Source organism: Micromonospora sp. NPDC005172 (genome assembly GCF_040608555.1).
Lineage (GTDB): Bacteria > Actinomycetota > Actinomycetes > Mycobacteriales > Micromonosporaceae > Micromonospora.
Window position 1 is genome coordinate 1 of the sequence record NZ_JBEXIL010000004.1, and the last position, 16,988, is coordinate 16,988.

General features: G+C 73.4%; 17 protein-coding genes. 8 read left to right on the forward strand and 9 right to left on the reverse strand.

The genetic code is table 11. The features are described 5' to 3' along the window. From ABZV06_RS03915 to ABZV06_RS03925, 3 genes are all read right to left on the reverse strand, one after another. Window positions 1-1,127, reverse strand: a 1,127-nt coding sequence (locus ABZV06_RS03915; RefSeq protein ID WP_355618425.1) for a mechanosensitive ion channel domain-containing protein, incomplete at its 3' end; no start/stop codon positions are given. An 83-nt stretch (window positions 1,128-1,210) separates the two neighbouring features. Further along, window positions 1,211-2,032, reverse strand: a complete 822-nt coding sequence (locus tag ABZV06_RS03920; RefSeq protein WP_355237669.1) for a DUF1206 domain-containing protein — start codon at window positions 2,030-2,032, stop codon at window positions 1,211-1,213. A gap of 58 nt (window positions 2,033-2,090) precedes the next feature. Then, the gene (locus ABZV06_RS03925) at window positions 2,091-2,456 is read right to left on the reverse strand and encodes a hypothetical protein (RefSeq protein WP_355618428.1); all 366 of its coding nucleotides are present in this window, start codon (window positions 2,454-2,456) and stop codon (window positions 2,091-2,093) included. Between the two features lie 76 nt (window positions 2,457-2,532). On the opposite strand from ABZV06_RS03925, the gene ABZV06_RS03930 reads away from it, so the two are divergent. Together ABZV06_RS03930 and ABZV06_RS03935 are read left to right on the forward strand one after the other, a co-directional pair. Continuing rightward, window positions 2,533-3,759 carry a cysteine desulfurase-like protein gene (locus ABZV06_RS03930; protein ID WP_355618431.1) on the forward strand — a complete coding sequence of 409 codons (1,227 nt, stop codon included), beginning with the start codon at window positions 2,533-2,535 and terminating at the stop codon, window positions 3,757-3,759. After that, window positions 3,756-4,046 carry a GNAT family N-acetyltransferase gene (locus ABZV06_RS03935; RefSeq protein WP_355618434.1) on the forward strand — a complete coding sequence of 97 codons (291 nt, stop codon included), beginning with the start codon at window positions 3,756-3,758 and terminating at the stop codon, window positions 4,044-4,046. Before ABZV06_RS03930 ends, ABZV06_RS03935 begins: the two co-directional genes overlap by 4 nt. Window positions 4,047-4,061: 15 nt before the next feature. On the opposite strand, the gene ABZV06_RS03940 is transcribed toward ABZV06_RS03935, so the two are convergent. Further along, on the reverse strand, window positions 4,062-5,555 hold the full coding sequence (locus ABZV06_RS03940; RefSeq protein ID WP_355237682.1) for a glycoside hydrolase family 3 N-terminal domain-containing protein: 1,494 nt from the start codon (window positions 5,553-5,555) through the stop codon (window positions 4,062-4,064). 211 nt (window positions 5,556-5,766) lie between these two features. Between ABZV06_RS03940 and ABZV06_RS03945 the strand changes: the two genes are divergently transcribed. From ABZV06_RS03945 to ABZV06_RS03960, 4 genes are all read left to right on the forward strand, one after another. Then, window positions 5,767-5,892: a hypothetical protein gene (locus ABZV06_RS03945; RefSeq protein WP_355237685.1), complete on the forward strand. Its 126-nt coding sequence runs from the start codon at window positions 5,767-5,769 to the stop codon at window positions 5,890-5,892. Window positions 5,893-5,980: 88 nt separating this feature from the next. Beyond that, window positions 5,981-6,931, forward strand: a complete 951-nt coding sequence (locus ABZV06_RS03950) for a TIGR03557 family F420-dependent LLM class oxidoreductase (RefSeq protein WP_355237688.1) — start codon at window positions 5,981-5,983, stop codon at window positions 6,929-6,931. A gap of 73 nt (window positions 6,932-7,004) precedes the next feature. Further along, window positions 7,005-8,636 carry a RecQ family ATP-dependent DNA helicase gene (locus ABZV06_RS03955; RefSeq protein ID WP_355237690.1) on the forward strand — a complete coding sequence of 544 codons (1,632 nt, stop codon included), beginning with the start codon at window positions 7,005-7,007 and terminating at the stop codon, window positions 8,634-8,636. An 88-nt stretch (window positions 8,637-8,724) separates the two neighbouring features. After that, window positions 8,725-9,228: a hypothetical protein gene (locus tag ABZV06_RS03960; RefSeq protein ID WP_355237693.1), complete on the forward strand. Its 504-nt coding sequence runs from the start codon at window positions 8,725-8,727 to the stop codon at window positions 9,226-9,228. On the opposite strand, the gene ABZV06_RS03965 is transcribed toward ABZV06_RS03960, so the two are convergent. Beyond that, entirely contained in the window at window positions 9,218-10,807 is a 1,590-nt protein-coding gene (locus ABZV06_RS03965) for an MFS transporter (RefSeq protein ID WP_355618437.1), read from the reverse strand. The two genes, ABZV06_RS03960 and ABZV06_RS03965, sit on opposite strands and share 11 nt — an antisense overlap. Window positions 10,808-10,886: 79 nt before the next feature. Between ABZV06_RS03965 and ABZV06_RS03970 the strand changes: the two genes are divergently transcribed. After that, the gene (locus tag ABZV06_RS03970) at window positions 10,887-11,648 is read left to right on the forward strand and encodes a TetR/AcrR family transcriptional regulator (RefSeq protein ID WP_355237699.1); all 762 of its coding nucleotides are present in this window, start codon (window positions 10,887-10,889) and stop codon (window positions 11,646-11,648) included. Between the two features lie 10 nt (window positions 11,649-11,658). After that, window positions 11,659-12,687, forward strand: a complete 1,029-nt coding sequence (locus ABZV06_RS03975) for a helix-turn-helix domain-containing protein (protein ID WP_355618440.1) — start codon at window positions 11,659-11,661, stop codon at window positions 12,685-12,687. Window positions 12,688-12,854: 167 nt separating this feature from the next. Here the strand turns inward: ABZV06_RS03975 and ABZV06_RS03980 are convergent, their stop codons facing one another. From ABZV06_RS03980 to ABZV06_RS03995, 4 genes are read right to left on the reverse strand one after another with little or no spacing between them, the layout of a single operon-like run. Then, a complete protein-coding gene (locus ABZV06_RS03980) occupies window positions 12,855-13,838 on the reverse strand; it encodes a DNA topoisomerase IB (RefSeq protein WP_355237706.1) in 984 nt (327 codons plus the stop codon). Next, on the reverse strand, window positions 13,822-14,775 hold the full coding sequence (locus tag ABZV06_RS03985) for a glycosyltransferase family 9 protein (protein ID WP_355238268.1): 954 nt from the start codon (window positions 14,773-14,775) through the stop codon (window positions 13,822-13,824). Before ABZV06_RS03985 ends, ABZV06_RS03980 begins: the two co-directional genes overlap by 17 nt. Then, window positions 14,772-15,473, reverse strand: coding sequence for an SDR family oxidoreductase (locus tag ABZV06_RS03990; RefSeq protein WP_355237709.1), 702 nt, complete (start codon window positions 15,471-15,473; stop codon window positions 14,772-14,774). The genes ABZV06_RS03985 and ABZV06_RS03990 overlap by 4 nt, the downstream gene beginning before the upstream one ends. After that, window positions 15,470-16,978: a PfkB family carbohydrate kinase gene (locus ABZV06_RS03995; RefSeq protein ID WP_355238271.1), complete on the reverse strand. Its 1,509-nt coding sequence runs from the start codon at window positions 16,976-16,978 to the stop codon at window positions 15,470-15,472. The genes ABZV06_RS03990 and ABZV06_RS03995 overlap by 4 nt, the downstream gene beginning before the upstream one ends. Window positions 16,979-16,988 lie beyond the last annotated feature (10 nt).

Sequence of the window (16,988 nt, forward strand, 5' to 3'; positions counted from 1 at the left end):
CCGAAGACACGGGCGTCGTCCGGCGCCTCCGTGTCCGACAGGCGTCGGGTCTGGGGCCGCCTCGGCTGCACCCACTGCCAGGCCAGGTTGCTGTTGGCGTCGCCCAGTTCGGTGCGTACGCGGGGCATCGCGGTGGGCCGGTTGTCCCGGATCCAGGCCACCAGGTGCTCGCGGACGAGGCACCGCAGGTCCCAGAGGCTGCCCGCGTCTGCGGCGCTGACCAGCGCCCGCAGTTTCACCACCCCGCCGGTGGCATCGGTGACCTGCAGGACACAGACCCGGCCGTCCCACAGCTCGGTGCCCTCGACCAGCCGGCGCAGCTCCTCCCGCATGGTCTGCACCGGCACCGCCCAGTCGACGTCGAACTCGGCGGTGCCGAGCACGGCCGCCTCGGTCCGGGTCCAGTTCTGGAACGGCTTGCTGGTGAAGTACGAGGTGGGCAGGATCAGCCGCCGGTCGTCCCAGATCTGGACCACCACGTAGCTGAGGGTCAGCTCCTCGACCCGACCCCACTCCCCCTCGACGACCACCACGTCGTCCAGGCGGACCGCGTCGCTGAAGGCGAGTTGCAGGCCGGCGAAGACGTTGCCGAGCAGGCTCTGGGCGGCCAGCGCGGCCACCACGCCGACGACTCCGGCGGAGGTCAGCACGCCGGCGCCGATGCCCCGCACGCTCGGGAACGTCATCAGCATCACGCCGACGGTCAGGATGACGATCACCGCGATGGTCAGCCGACGCAGCATCACCACCTGGGTACGCACCCGCCGGGCGTGCCGGTTGTTGGGCACGTCGACCCGGAACCGGGCGAGCGCGGTGTCCTCGACGACGATCAGCAGCGCCGCCACCAGCCAGGCTGTGCTGGCGATGACGCAGAGCACCAGCAGGTGCAGCAGTAGCCGCCGCCAGCTCTGGCCGACGGCGTACCCGGTGGTGAAGCGGGCGGCGAACTGCACCGCGAGGACCGTGGCGGCGACCTGGAACGGGCGGTGGGCGTGGTCGGTCAACTCGGTCATCAACAGGGACCGGCGGCCGAACCGTCGGGTGAGCCGGTGGATGACCTCTACCAGGAAGAGGGCGACCGCCGCCGCGGCGAGCGCGGCGACGGTCGTTTCGAGATAGCTCTGCACGAGTGTGGCGCTTCCCTTCGGCCGAGACGCGGGTACTTCGGGCAAAAGCCCAAGAATGCCCGACGTTCTCGGTATCGACCAGCTCAGACCTTGCGGTACCGGGACTGGAGGAAGCAGTAGACGCCGAAGGCGGCGATGCCGAGGGCGACCAGGGTCAGCAGGATCGAGCCGTACGACTGCTCGCGCAGCGTGTGCAGGGCGGCGTCCAGACCGCGGGCCTTCTCCGGGTCGTACTTCACCGCGGCCACGATGACCAGCAGGCCGGCGATGGCGTACGCGACGCCCTTGGCGACGTAGCCGGCGACGCCGAGGCGGCGGGCCAGCGTGCGGGTCTTCGGGCTCATCTCGCCGGTCTTGAGGTGCTTCTCGAACGTCTTGCGGATGCCGTAGATGACCAGGCCGATGCCGATCGCCGCGACCACCAGGCCGGCCAGGCCGACCAGCCAGCGGCCACCGGTGGAGGTCATCAGCTTGCCGCTCAGCGCCTCCTGCTTGTCGGCGCTGTTCGACCCGGCGTCCTTGAACACCTTGAAGGCGGTCCAGGCGAAGTAGAGGTAGACGATGGTCCGGCCGGCCGAGGCCAGCCGCTCCATGACGCGCTCCTTGCCGCGCTCGGCACGGTGCCCGACCGCCGCTTCGAGGCCCTGCCAGATCGCCATGGCGAGCAGGCCGACCGCGACGGCGATGACGAGGAACTTACCGAGGGGCTGTGCGGAGAGGGTACGCAGCGCGCCGGACTGGTCGCCGTCGTCGGACGACGTGCCGAACGCGATCTGCAACGCCAACCAGGCGAAGAGGAGGTGGACGATGCCGTAGCCGATGAAGCCGGCCCGGGCGAGAAGTTCCAGCCACCGGCTGTCCGCCGTTCGGGAGGCGGTGGCTTCGGCGCTACGGGTGAGTGACATGGCGTCACAATCTCCGATTACGAAGATTCCCAAACGTCGGCCACCGCCGCCCGCCTGGTCAGTTGCCCGGGTTGCGGGAGACGCGGATCTTGACCTGCTGGTCGGTGACGCTGTCGACGGTGACCGCGAAGCCACCGGCCTCGGTGGCCTGCTGGCCGGTGGTGAGGGTGAGCTGCTCGCCGGCGACCTCGACGGTCACCTGGTCGCCCTCGGCGCCGACCAGCTTGGCCTCGACGCCCAGGATGGTGGCGCTCGCCTCGACACCCCGCTCGAAGGTGACCGTGCAGGCGTCCAGCCCGCAGTCGGTGGAGGCGCCCTGGGAGCTGCAACCGGCGAGCACGGCGAGGCCGAGCGCCACGGCGGCGGCGAGGCCGGCGGCGCGACGGACGGGGGGCAGGGGGATGGTGGCGGGTCGGTTCGTCACCCCGCCAAGGGTACGAGACGTTTGCGACGCCGAGGCGGGGGGCGAGCGCGGCGGGCACCCGGGCTAGGGTCCGGGCATGGCCTTCGACATCGCCCGTACCCGGGCCGCCTATCCCGCCCTGACCGAGGGCTTCGTCCACTTCGACGGGGCCGGGGGCACCCAGACCGCGGCCGGCGTGATCGACGCGGTCGCCGACGCCATGCGCGCGGCTGTCGGCAACCGCAGCGCCGCCTTCACGCCGGGCCGTCGCTCGCTGGAGATGGTCGCCGCGGCCCGTCAGGCGGTCGCCGACCTGCTCGGGGCCGAGCCGGACGGTGTGGTGCTCGGTCCGAGCGCGACCGCGTTGACGTACACCCTGGCCCGTACCCTCGGCGCGACCTGGCGGCCCGGGGACGAGGTGGTGGTGTCCCGGCTCGACCACGACGCCAACGTGCGCCCGTGGGTGCAGGCCGCCGAGGCGGCCGGCGCGACGGTGCGCTGGGCCGAGTTCGACAGGCACACCGGCGACCTGCCCAGCGGCCAGTACGCCGATCTGGTCGGCGAGCGGACCCGGCTGGTCGCGGTGACCGCCGGCAGCAACGCCGTCGGCACCGTGCCGGACGTGCCGGCGATCGCCAAGATCGCGCACTCGGTCGGGGCGCTGGTCTGCGTCGACGGGGTGCACTCGGTGCCGCACGGGCCGACCGACCTGGCGTCCCTCGGCGCCGACGTGCTGGTCACCAGCGCCTACAAGTGGTCCGGGCCGCACCTGGCCGCGATGGTCGCCGACCCGTCCCGGTGGGGAGCGCTGCGCCCGGCGAAGCTGGTGCCGTCCTCCGACGCGGTGCCGGACCGTTTCGAGTACGGCACCCCGAGCTTCCCGCTGCTGGCCGGAGTGACCGCCGCGGTGGATCACCTCGCCGCTCTGGACCCGGACGCGACAGGTGACCGCCGGGCGCGACTGCGGGCCGGACTCGCCGCGGCGCAGGCGCACGAGGAGGCGCTGCTGGACCGGCTGCTCGCCGGTCTCGCCGAGCGTCCCGCCGTCACGGTCTACGGCTCACCGGCCCGGCGCTGCCCGACGGTCTCGTTCCGGGTCGCCGGGCTGACGCCGATTGCGACCCAGCAGGCGCTGGGTGACGCCGGCTTCTGTCTCTCGGCCGGCGACTACTACGCCTACGAGTACTTCCAGACGATGGGTCTGCGCGACAGCGGCGGGGCGGTGCGGGCCAGCATCTACCACTACAACACGGCAGACGAGGTGGACCGGTTGCTCGCCGAACTCGACGTGGTGGCCGCCGGAGCAGGGACAATGGCCCGGTGAGCACCCTCGTCGAGGACAATCCCGCCAAGAACCGCTTCGAGATCCTGGTCGACGACGCGTTCGCCGGCTTCACCGCGTACGTGCCGCGGGGGAGGGACGTGCTGGTCTTCACGCACACCCAGGTGGACCCGGGTTTCCAGGGCAAGGGCGTCGGGGGCGCGCTGATCCGCGCCACCCTCGACCAGGTGCGGGCCCGGGGCGGCCGGGTGGTGCCGCAGTGCCCGTTCGTGGCGGCCTTCATCGACAAGCACCCCGAGTACGCCGACCTGGTCGCCGAGCAGCCGTAACCCGGGCGGTCGGTGTCAGCGGGTCCGGCCGGTCAGCACCTCGGCGGCGGCCTGCCCGCTGGCCCGGGTGGCACCGTGGGTGGCCAGGTGCACCGCCCCGACGACCAGCTCGGGCACGCCCATCTCGACCACGACCGCGTCCGGCCGGGTGACGAGCGCCCGCCGCACGGCCGCGCGCATCCAGTCGTGCCGGTGCAGGTCACGGACCACCAGCACCAGTGGGCGGTCCCCGGCGGCGGTGCCCGGGTCGGCGGGCACCTCGGGCTCGGCGTGACGGACGGTCGTCGTGCCGGGCAGCAGTCCGCCCAGCGGTTCCGCGAGGCCCCACGGGGTTTCCGCGCCGATGGCGATGTTGCGGGGCGGCTCGAACTCGACGACGTACGCGGCGCGGGTCAGCGGCAACGCGACAGGCGCGTCCGGTCCGGTGGTGACCCGTACGGCCCGGCGGGCGGCGACCAGCCCGACGTCGGTGGCCCGGTGGGTGCGGCTCGCGCGGGCGGCGCGGGCGGCAACCGTCCAGGCGGCGAGCTGGCCGACCCGCTTGGCGGCCTCGGCGAGGCGTTCCTCGGGCAGCTCGCCGGAGACGACGGCGGCCACGATGGCGTCGCGCAGTTCCCGGGCGGCCTCCTCGTCGGCCCGCTCGCCACCGACGCAGATCGCGTCGGCGCCGGCGGCGAGCGCTCGCACGGCAGCCCCGGCGAAGCCGTACCGGTCGGCGACCGCGCGCATCTCCACCGCGTCGGTCACCACCACGCCGGAGAAGCCCAACTCGTCCCGGAGCAGCCCGCCCAGGATGCGCTGACTCAGGGTGGCCGGCAGCTCCGCGTCGAGCGCGGGCACCAGCAGGTGACCGGTCATGACCGCCTGTGCGCCGGCCGCCACGGCGGCGCGGAAGGGAGCCAGCTCACAGGCGTCCAGGCGGGCCCGGTCGGCGGTGATGCGCGGCAGGTCGTGGTGGGAGTCGACGCGGGTGTCGCCGTGCCCGGGGAAGTGCTTGGCGCAGGCGGCCACGCCGGCGCCCTGCAGGCCACGGATCCAGGCGGCGGTGTGCCGCGCGACCAGGGCCGGGTCGGCCCCGAACGAGCGGACGCCGATCACCGGGTTGGCCGGGTTGGAGTTGACGTCGGCGTCCGGCGCGTAGTCGAGGGTCACGCCGGCCGCCGCCAGCTCGACGCCGAGGTCGAGGGCGACCGCCTCGGTCAGCTCCGGGTCGTCGACCGCCCCGAGGGCGAAGTTGCCCGGCCGGGAGCTGCCCCGGGCCGACTCGATCCGGGTGACGTCGCCGGCCTCCTCGTCGATCGCCACGATGACGTCCGGCCGCTCGGCGCGCAGCGTCGCGGTCAGCGCCGCCACCTGGGCGGTGTCCACGACGTTGCGGGCGAACAGCACCACCGAGCCGAGCCCCTCGCCGAGCCAGCGGCACACCCAGGGCGGCGGCGTGGTGCCGACGAACCCGGGTTGCAGGACGGCGGCGGCAAGCGTCGGAAGGTGCTCGGCGGGCGCGGTCACGCCGCCGCCTCGCAACGCTCGACGTCGATCGCCGGCGTGTTGACGCCGACCCGCTGGTTGCGCTCGCTCATGCGGCCCCCGTACCCCATCTCTCGCGCGCCCTCGGCGCACCGCCATCGGCAGGCGGTGCTGCCATGGTCACACCGAGCGATTCAATAGTCAATAAACCTTACAGTTGCCCGGTGGCACCGTTCCCGGGGAGAGTGCGGGGATGGACACCGCCCTGCTGGCCGACGCCACGAGCCCGGCCGACATCCCCGGCGTACGCCTGCTCGGCCTGGTGGTGGGCGCCCTGCTGCTGCTCGCCGCGATCCGGGCCATGTTCGGCCGACGCTGACCGATCGGGCCCCGGCCGATCGGTGTGGCCGACCGCGACCGGGGTACGGCTTCCTCCATCAGCAGGTCCGCGCGCCGAAGGGGAAGCGATGAAGATCGGATACTTTCTGTCCAGTGAGGAGTACACGCCGGCCGAGTTGCTGGCGCAGGCCCGCGGCGCCGAGGCGGCCGGCTTCGAGGCCCTCTGGATCTCCGACCACTACCACCCGTGGGTCGACGCGCAGGGGCAGAGCCCCTTCGTCTGGTCGATGATCGGTGCGCTCAGCCAGGTCTGCTCCCTCCCGGTGACCACGGCGGTGACCTGCCCGACCGTGCGGATCCACCCGGCGGTGATCGCCCAGGCGGCGGCGACCAGCGCGGTGCTGCACGGCGGCCGGTTCGTGCTCGGCGTCGGCACCGGCGAGGCGCTCAACGAGCACATCTTCGGCGACGCCTGGCCGTCCGCCGACGTCCGCCTGGAGATGCTCGACGAGGCCGTCGAGGTCATGCGCGAGCTGTGGCGGGGTGACTTCGTCAACCACCACGGCAAGCACTACACCGTGGAGCACGCCCGGATCTACACGCTGCCCGAGACGCCGCCGTCGATCTACGTCTCCGGGTTCGGGCCCAAGGCCATCGACCTGGCGGCCCGCATCGGCGACGGCTACGTGAGCACCATGCCCGACGGCGAGATGGTCCGCCGCTTCCGGGAGAACGGCGGCGGCGACAAGCCGTGCCAGGGCGGCTTCAAGGCGGCGTACGCGGCCAGCGAGGACGAGGGCGCGCGGCTCGCGTACGAGCGCTGGCCCAACGCCGGGGTGCCGGGCGAGCTGTCCCAGGTGCTGCCCTCGCCGCGCCACTTCGAGCAGGCCTCCGAGCTGGTCACGCAGGACATGGTGCGGGAGGCGTTCGTCTGCGGCAACAGCGCCGACGCGCACCTCGACATGATCGACCAGTACGCCAAGGCCGGCTTCGACGAGGTGTACGTGGCCAACACCGGCCCGCACTTCCAGGGCCTCTTCGACCTCTACCAGCGCGAGGTCCTGCCCCGCCTGAAATGAACCGGAGCACGCCGGGCCCATGATCGTGCGAATGTGTTTCGGTGGTCATGGGCCCGGGTACCTCCGGCCCTCGATGAAACTGTCCACGCACTCGATGACGTTGCGCCGTGCAGCGAAGAGCCTCTTCGGCTGGAAAGCTCTGCGGCCCAACCAGCTCGCCGCCATGCGCGCGGTGATGAAGCGACACGACGCGCTGGTGGTCCTGCCCACCGGTGCCGGCAAGTCGGCGATCTACCAGATCCCGGCCAGCCTCATCCCCGGCCCGACCGTGGTGATCTCCCCGCTGCTGGCTCTCCAGCAGGACCAGATCGCGGCCCTCAACGAGCGCCAACGCCCGGAGCTGCGGGCCGTACGGATCAGCTCGAACGAGTCGGCAGCCCAGCAGGCCGAGGCGATCGCCGAGATCCAGGCCGGCCGGGCCGAGTTCCTCTTCATCACCCCGGAGCAGTTGAGCAACCCGGACCGGATGGCCGAGGTCGCCGCGTTGAAGCCGGCGCTGGTGGCGATCGACGAGGCGCACTGCATCTCCGCCTGGGGGCACGACTTCCGGCCCGACTACCTGGCGCTGGGCCACCTCATCGAGGGCATCGGTCGACCTCCGGTGGTCGCGCTGACCGCCACCGCCTCCCCGCCGGTCCGCGACGACATCATCGCCCGGTTGCGACTGCGCGACCCCGAAGTGGTGGTCTCCGGGCTGGACCGGCCCAACCTCTTCCTGGAGGTGGCGCACTGCCCCACCGAGGACTACCGGTGGCGGCGGCTGATCGCGCTGCTGCGCGACGAGGAACGACCGGGAATCATCTACGTGCCGACCCGGCGCTCGGCCGAGGAGCTGGCCGAGCGGTTGACCACTGCGGGATTCCCGGCGCAGTACTACCACGGTGGGATGCCGAACGGCGCGCGCAACGAACTGCACGAGGCGTTCCTCGCCGACGAGGTGCCCATCATGGTGGCCACCTCGGCGTTCGGGATGGGCATCGACAAGCCGAACATCGCGTGGGTGGTGCACACGGCGCTGCCCGACTCGCCGGACAGCTACTTCCAGGAGATCGGCCGGGCCGGACGGGACGGGCAACCGGCCCGGGTGCTGCTGCTCTGGCGGGCCGAGGACGTGGGCCTGCAACGGTTCTTCAGCGGTGGCCTGCCGGACGAGAACGAGCTGCGGGAGCTGGCCGCGCTGCTGCGCCGCAAGCCGGCCACGAAGACCGAGCTGCGGGAGGTCACCGGCCTGGGGCCGCGCAAGCTGGGCCAGTACCTGTCGCTGTTGGAGCAGGTGGGCGCCGCCGAACCCCGCGCCCGCCAGCGTATCGGCGCTTCCCGCTACTCCCCCGCACCGGTCGACGCGGCAGCGGCGGCCCTGGCGGAGGCGGAGCGCCAGCAGACGGTGACCCGTTCGCGTACCGACATGATGCGCGCCTTCGCCGAGACCACCGCCTGTCGGGGGCAGACCCTGCTGGCCTACTTCGGCGAGCAGATGACCGAGGTCTGCGCCCACTGCGACAACTGCCACCGGGGCACCAGCGTCGCCGACCAGGGCGCCGTCGGGCCGTTCCCGGTGCACAGCCAGGTGCGGCACGGCGAGTGGGGGCGGGGCCTCGTGCTCAGCTACGAGGACGACAAGATGACGGTCCTCTTCGACGAGGTCGGCTACAAGACGCTGTCGGTACGCGTGGTGTCCGAGCAGGGCCTGCTGACCCTGGACTAGCCTGACCCGGGCACCGGCACGGGGCCCGGTGGATCGACCAGACAGAGTATCGATTGACCACACAGAGCAGGGCGGAAGGGGCGTTGCCGTGATCGAGCAGCCGGCGTACACCGGTTTCGGTTTCTCCGACGGGGAGTGGGGGCTGCTGGTCGGCCTGCCGCAGTCGGTGCTGACCGCGGCGAGCGCCGCCGAGTCCGACGGCACCCGCCGGACCATGGCGGAGAACGCGGCCGGGTTGGAGACCATCGGCGCGGGCCGGGAGTCGGCCAGCCCGCTGGTCGCCGCCGTGGCCGGCGAGATCGTGACCCAGGTCGGCGACCCCGAGGCCGGCGAGGAGCTGCCGGTCATCGCGCCCGCCGACCCGCAGGCGTACATCGACGACGTGCTGGTGCGGGCCGGTGAGGCGTCCGCGTTGCTGGCTGCCCGCGTCGACGAGGGCGAGGCCGGGGCGTACAAGCACTGGCTCGTGAAGATCGCGGACCAGGTGGTCGGCGCGGCGTCCAGCGGCGGTCTGCTGGGCATCGGCGGCGAGTCGATCAGCGACTCGGAGCGGCGGTTCCGCGACCGGCTCGCCCACGTGCTCAACGACTGACGGAAGCGACGTCCGGCGACGGCATGCCGGTCGGCTCGGCGGCGAGTGCCGCGGGGTCGGCCGGTCGGACGCCGCGCAGCGTCAGCAGCGCGGTCGCCGCGCCCAGGACCATCGCCACCATGGCGGCGACCGCGGCGAGGTGCAGCCCGTCGGTGAAGGCGAACCGGGCGGCGTGCAGTACGGCGTCGCCCACCTGTTCCGGCAGTCCCCGCGTCACGGCGAGCGCGCCGCCCAGCGTCTCGCCGGCCGCGTCGCGGGCATCGCTCGGCAACCCGGCCGGCAGTTCGTCGAGGACACCGCGGCGGTAGATCGCCGCGCCCACGCTGCCCAGGATGGCCATTCCCAGCGCGCCGCCCAGCTCGCTGCTGGACTCGGTCAACGCGGAGGCGACACCGGCCTGCTCCGGCGGCGCCGCGCCGAGCACCAGCTCGGTGACGAGCGACATCACCATCACGAGGCCGCCCGCGTACACGCTGGCGCCGAGCAGCAGCAGCCAGAGCGGCGTCTCGGGCGTGACGCGGGTCAGCACCGCGAAGCCGAGCACGGCGATCACGAAGCCCGCGGCGATCAGGTACGCCCGCTCGACGCGCTGGGCGAGCGCGGCGGCCGCCGGGGCGACGCCGCCCACCGCCAGCGACGGTACGAGGCTCCACAGTGCCGCCCGCAGCGGGCTCAGCCCGAGAACCAACTGCAGATGTTGGGTGGTGAAGATGGCGAACCCGACGAGGGCGAACATCGCGAGCAGGTTGACCGCGAGCGACCCAGCGAAGCCGTGGCGGCAGAACAGCGCCAGGTCGATCATCGGGTACGCCCGGGTCCGCTGCCGGTGCAGGAAGAGCGCCCCGACGAGCAGCCCGGCGACGACGGCCAGCACCCGCGTCGCGCTGACGCCGTCGCGGGCCATCTCCTTGATGCCGTAGATCATCGGCAACAGGGTGCCGAGCGACAGCGCCGCGCTGACCAGGTCGAACCGCCCGCGCGCCGGGTTGCGGAACTCGGGCACCAGGACCGGGGCGAGCAGGAGCAGCAGCAGCATCGCCGGGATGTTGATCAGGAAGATGGAGCCCCACCAGAAGTGCTCCAGCAGCACGCCACTGAGCACCGGGCCGATGGCGATGCCGCCGGTGAGCGTGGCGGTCCAGATGCCGATCGCGGTGCCCCGCTGCTTGGCGTCGTGGAACATGTTGCGCACCAGGGCGAGCGTGGACGGCATCAGGGTGGCCCCGCCGACGCCGAGGACGGCGCGCGCGGCGATCAGGGTCTCGGCGCTGTGGGCGTACGCGGCCAGCAGAGAGGCCGCCCCGAACGCGGTCGCGCCGAGCAGCAGGAGCCGACGGCGGCCGATCCGGTCACCCAGGGCACCCATGGTGATCAGCAGCCCGGCCAGCACGAAGCCGTAGATGTCGAAGATCCAGAGTTGCTGGGTGGCGCTGGGCCGCAGCTCCTCGCTGATGAACGGGACGGCGAAGTAGAGCACCGACACGTCCATCGACACCAGGAGCAGCGGCAGCATCAGCACCGCGAATCCGATCCATTCCCGCCGGCCCGCGCGGGGTGCCGGTGCGGTCGTCACTGTCATGGAGACTCCTTCTGCGTATGTCGTACGCTTTAATGCGTAGACCATACGCAGAACTAGGATGGCGGGGCAAGGAGGAAATGTGGCGAAGACGAAAGACGACAGCGGCCCGGCGCTTCCGCCGGCCATCGAGAGCGCCTGGGGGCTGCGGGAGCGGCCACCCAAGGGCCCCCGGCCGGGCCTCACCGTGCCCGCCATCGTCGACGCGGCCGTCCGGGTCGCCGACGCCGACGGCCTGGCGGCCGTGTCGATGAGCCGGGTGGCCAAGGAGTTGGGCGCGGCCACCATGGCTCTCTACCGACACGTCGGCTCCAAGGACGACCTGCTGACGCTGATGGTGGACGCCGGCTACGGCCCCTCACCCGGCCCGGCGGCGCCGGAGGACGACTGGCGCGCCAACCTGACCCGCTGGGCCTGGGCCGAACACGATGTCCTGCGACAGCGCCCCTGGCTGCTACACGTACCGATCGCCGGGCCGCCGATCACACCCCAGCAACTCGGCTGGATGGAGGACGGGTTGGGCTGCCTCGATGGCACTCCCCTGCCCGAGAGCGAGAAGATGTCGATCCTCCTGCTGGTCACCGGGTACGTCCGCAACGAGGCGATGCTCGTCAACCAGCTCGCCGAGGGCAGCCGGGCCGCTGGCGTCGAGCCGGGCGAGCTGATGCCGGCGTACGGCGCGATGCTGGCGCGTCTGATCGACCCGGTCCGCTTCCCGGCGCTGACCCGGGTGCTCGGCGCCGGCGTCCTCGACCAGGACGACCCTCCGGACGACGAGTTCACGTTCGGTCTGGACCGGATCCTCGACGGCGTCGAGGCCCTGATCGCCCGCCGGACGGCGTGAGGGGGCGCGGATGCTAGCCAGGAACACCATCGACACCACCGTCCTGCCGCCCGCTGAGCGGTTCGGGATGTGGCTGGACCTGGTGGCGCGCACGTCCGTGCCGTTGCGGATGGAGTCCCCGTACGCCGACGACTTCGCCGCCCAGGCCGAGTTCATCGACCTCGGCGCGATCCAACTGGTCAGGTACCAGTACCCCTCACTCGATGCCACCCGCAAGCTGATCCGACAGTCGGACCCGGAGCTGTACATACTCGCCTTCACCACCAGCGGGGTCGGCACGTCCAGCCAGGACGGTCGGCGCAGCGACATCCTGGCCGGCGAGTTCACCTTCTACGACGCCTCGCGCCCGCACGACGTCTGCCACCACGCGAGCGAGCCGGGACGGACCCAGGCCACCTCGATCACGACGGTGATCCCGCACTCCGCGCTTCCGTTGCCGCCGAAGCGGATGGCCGCGCTCTACGGCGGCCGGATGTCCGGTAGCGAAGGGCTCGGGGCGCTGCTGGCGCAGTTCCTGATCCAGGTGACCGGGCACCCCGAGCAGTACCAGGCCGCCGATGCCAGCCGGCTCGGCGCGGTGGGGCTCGACCTGGCCACCACCCTGCTCGGCCGCAACCTGGTCGCCGAGGACGCCGTGCCGACCGAGGTCCGCCGCCGGGCGCTGGTCACCCAGGTGCAGGCGTACGTCCACCGCCACCTGGGCGACCCCACGCTCGGCCCGCAGATCGTCGCGGACGCCCACCACATCTCGCTGCGGACGCTGCACCGCCTGTTCGAGGCCGAGAACACCACGGTCGCGACGTACATCCGCGACCTTCGACTCGCCCGGTGCCGGCGGGACCTCACCGACCCGACACTGCGCACCCAGCCCGTGCAGGTCATCGCCGCACGGTGGGGGTTCGGCGACAAGGCCCACTTCAGTCGGGTGTTCAAGGCCGCGTACGGGGTGAGCCCGCAGGCGTTTCGCGACGGCGAGCCAGGTGCGGCGCAGGACGTCAACCGCTTGGCATCCGAAGTCAACTCCTCTTCGGCAGACTGACGGTCGACGCGGCAGAGGCGGCGCCCGCGCACCCGGGCCCGCATCGGTCGCGAACGGGGGCCGTGGCGAGGCGCCCGCCGCAGTACGCGGCGGGCGGCCGCCCGGTGCCGCCCCCGGCCGAGGCTCCGGCCCCGTCGCTTCCCCCCCAGGATCGTCGGCGGGGCCGGTCAGGCCTTCTCGAGCAGCTCCAACACGACCCGCTCGACCTCCTCGCGGGGGGCGTCCGCGTCGATCGGCACCACGACCCCGTCCTGGTAGAGATCGACGACCCGCGGGTCCACGTAGGACGTCCGCGCCACCGTTGGTGTGTTGCCCAGCAGCTCCGCCACCGCGCGCATCACCCCCGCCACCGCCCTGCGCCGAGCGGTGACCGAGCGGGCCGGGTCGGCGGCGGCCAGCTCGGCCGCCGCGAGCACGGTGGCGTGCCAGGTGCGGAAGTCCTTGGCGGTCATCTCGCCGCCACTGGCGTCGCGCAGGTAGCCGTTGACCTCGTCGCTGCGCACGTCCCGCCACTGGAGGCCGTCCCAGTAGCCGAACAGCCGGTCCGCCGTGCGGCGACGACGGCGCAGGTTGACCAGCACCTCACACAGCTGCGGGTCCTCGATCCGGCGTACCTGCTCGATGCCGCCCTTCGCGGGGAACTCGAAGACCACGCAGCCGCCCCGGGTCCGCGCGTGCTCCGGGCGCAGGGTGGACACCCCGAACGTCGGGTCGTCGCCGGCCGCGTACTGGTCGCTGCCGACCCGGAACATCCCCATGTCGAGCAGGCGGGCCACGGTGGCCAGCACCCGGTCACGAGACAGCCCCCGGCTGCCCAGGTCCTGCCCCACCCGCTCACGCAGCACCGGCAGCCGTCGGGCCACCTCCAGCATGTGGTCGAACTTCGCCGCGTCCTGCTTCTCCCGCCACACCGGGTGGTACAGGTACTGCCTGCGCCCGGCCGCGTCGATACCGATCGCCTGGATGTGGCCGTTCGAGTGCGGCGCGATCCACACGTCCTGCCAGGCAGGAGGGATCACGAGGTCGTTCAACCGCGCCCGGGTGGCCGGATCACGCACGACGGCACCATTCGGGTCGACGAAGGTCCAGCCCTTACCGCGCCGGCGTCGCCCGTAACCGGGCCGACCCGGATCGCTACGCCGCAACCGCACCGGAGACCCGCACCACCCTCTCCACCTCGTCCACGGCGGCCAGTACCTCGTCGAGAGGCAGAGCCGTCAGTGTCGGGTGGCTTCCTACCCCGTCCCACCTGGGCCAATCCCCCTCGCCAACCCAGAGGGCCCGGTGTTGGGGCCGGTCCGGTGGAGGCCCCCACGCCGCCGGGGGCACCGGCCCGAAGAGCACCACCGACGCGGTCCCGTACGCGGTGGCCAGGTGCGCCACACCGGTGTCACCGCTGACCACCAGCCGGGCGTCGGCGACCAGCGCGGCCAACGCGCCGAGGTCGGTCCGGCCCGCCAGTACGGCTGCCGGCGGCAGACCGGCCGCCTCGGCCACCCGTCCGGCCAGCGCGCGTTCGTCGGCCGAGCCGGTGACCAGCACCCGGTGCCCCCGCTCGCGCAGCGCCCGGGCCAGCGCCGCGAACCGGTCGGCGGGCCACCGCTTGGCGGGAACGTTGCTGCCCGGATGCAGCAGGGTCGCGCCGACCGGCAGGCCAACCGGCTCGGGTCGGCGCAGCCCCAGGTCGCGGCGGTCGGTGGGGATGTCGTACCAGGACAGCAGCCGACACCAGCGGTCCACCTCGTGCTCGTCGTCGGCCCAGCGCGGGCCGTCGTCGAACCCGGCGGCGGCGTTGGCGAAGGCGAGGAGCCGCCCGGGACGGGCGGCGGCCAGCAGCCGGTGTGACTCCGGCCCGCGCCCGTGCAGGTTCACCGCGACCTCCGGGGCGCGGCCCGGCCGGACCGGCGCGTCCAGCCCGGCGGTGTCCACCAGCCGGTCGACCCCACCGACCAGGTCGACGAGCGGGGCCAGGCCGGCCGGCGCGGCGAGCGCCAGCTCCCGATCGGGGTACGCCGCCCGCAGCGCCCGCAGCGCGGGCACCGCGGTGACCAGGTCGCCGACGCCGAGGGCGCGCAGCACGAGGATCACGGGTACGACGTCTCCTGCTCGGCGCACACGACCATCTCGCGGACGGCGCAGCCGGGCGGCTGCTGGAGCGCGAACATGACCGCCGCGGCCGTGTCGACGGGGTCGTTGAGGATGGCGTCCGGTCCCGGCTTGTACTGCGGGTCACGTTCGTCGAAGAAGGCGGTGCGCATCCCGCCCGGGATGAGCAGGGTGACGCCGACCTGACCGGCGAGTTCGGCGGCCAGCGCACGGGTGAACCCGACGACGCCGAACTTCGCCGCGCAGTACGCGGTGGCGTCGCCGACCGCCTTGACGCCCAGAGTGGAGGCGACCGTGACGATGCGCCCCGCGGAGGCTTGCAGGAACGGCAGCGCGGCCCGGATCACCGCGGCCGTGGCCAACAGGTCCACGGTGACGATCCGGTCCCAGGTCTCCCCCGGCACGTCGGCGAGGCGACCCGGCACGTCCATGCCGGCGGCCGTGACCACCGCGTCCAGGCCACCGGCCTGCTCGGCGAGGTGCCGGGTGGCCGCCTCGGCGGCGCGGGTGTCGGCGAGATCGCACTCGGTCCAGTCCACGCCGTCGGCCGGCGGCTGCCGGTCGAGCACGAGCGGGCGGCCACCGGAGGCGGCCACCGCCGCGACCACCGCCGCGCCGAGTCCGCTGGCGCCGCCGGTGACCAGGACGGCGGGTCCGGCGTCGGGTCGCGTGGCGGTCATCGGGTCCGCTCCGGCATCGACGTGACCTCGGTGGTGACGCCTACCGGTGGCGGCTCACCGCCCGCGCCGACGGCCTGCCCGGCGGCGGAACGCGCGATGAGGTCGCTGGTGGAGCGACCGTCCAGGTACGGCACCACCACCGTGTTCCCGCCCCACCGGCGCAGCACCTCCGCCTCGGGCAGCGTGGCCGCGTCGCCGACACCGCTCGCGTAGTCGCCGCCCTTGACCCAGACGTCGGGGCGTACCCAGGACAGCACCGCCTCGGGCGTCGGCTCGTCGAAGACGAGGACGGCGTCGACGCAGCTCAGGGCCGCCAGCAGCCGGGCGCGGTCGCCCTCGGGCAGCACCGGCCGCTGTGGCCCCTTCAACCCGGCGACGCTGTCGTCGGAGTTCACGCAGACGATCAGGCAGTCGCCGAGCTGCCGGGCGGCCTGCAACGTCGCCACGTGCCCGGCGTGCAGCAGGTCGAAGCAACCTCCGGTGGCCACCACCGTGCCGCCGGCGCCCCGTACCTCGGCGAGGAGCGCGGCGACCGCCGCCACACCCACCCGCTCGCCGCCGAGCTGGCTCGTGCCCCAGCGCGAGCCGCGCGGGCCTGCCTCGGCACGCGCGCCGACCGCCCGTTCGGGGGCCGGCAAGGCCGTGGCCACTCCCCCACCCGCCACGTACGCGGACGCCTCGGCGACCGCCGCCTGCACCGCCTCGGAGACGAGCGCGCCCTGTGCCAGTGCGAGACCGGCGGCCGCGGCGAACCGGTCACCCGCCCCACAGGTGTCGCCCTCGGCGCTGCCCGCGGTGGGCACCACCAGCGGCGTCGATCCGGCGTGGCAGAGCAACGCGCCGTCCCCGCCCAGCGTCACCGCAACCGCACCCGCCCGCCACCGTCGACGCAGCCCCTGCGCGCCCTGGGATGCGGTGGCGAGCCGGGACGCGCCGGGCACCGTCGGGACCAGCTCGCGTACCTCCGACTCGTTCGGGGTGACGAGGTGCACGCCGGGCACCGCCGCCGGCCCGCGCGGGTGCGGGTCCCAGACGACCGGCGCACGGGTGGCGGCCAGCGCGGCGCGCAGCGCGGGCTGCCGGGCCACCCCCCGGCCGTAGTCGCTGACCAGCACCGCCGACGCGGCGGCGAGCACCCGCAGCACCTCGTCCGAGGGCTGGCCCGGTTCACCGGAGGCACCGCCCCGGTCGTGGCGCAGCAGCACCCGGCCCCGGGCCCGCAGTCGGATCTTCTCCGGCGTCGCGCCGGAGAGAGCCAGCGGATACACCCGCACGCCGGCGGCGGCGAGCAGCGCGCTGAGCCGCGCGCCCCCGGCGTCGTCGGCGAGCGCGGTGACCAGCACCACGTCGGCCCCCTGCGACGCCGCGAAGACCGCCGCCAGGCCGGCCCCACCGGGCCGGTCGACGGCCGAGGTCTCGTCGAGCACCGGCACCGGGGAGTCCGGGCAGAGGCGGTTCACCAACCCCTCCACGTCCCGGTCGAGCAGAGTGTCCCCGACGACCACCACGGGTCCC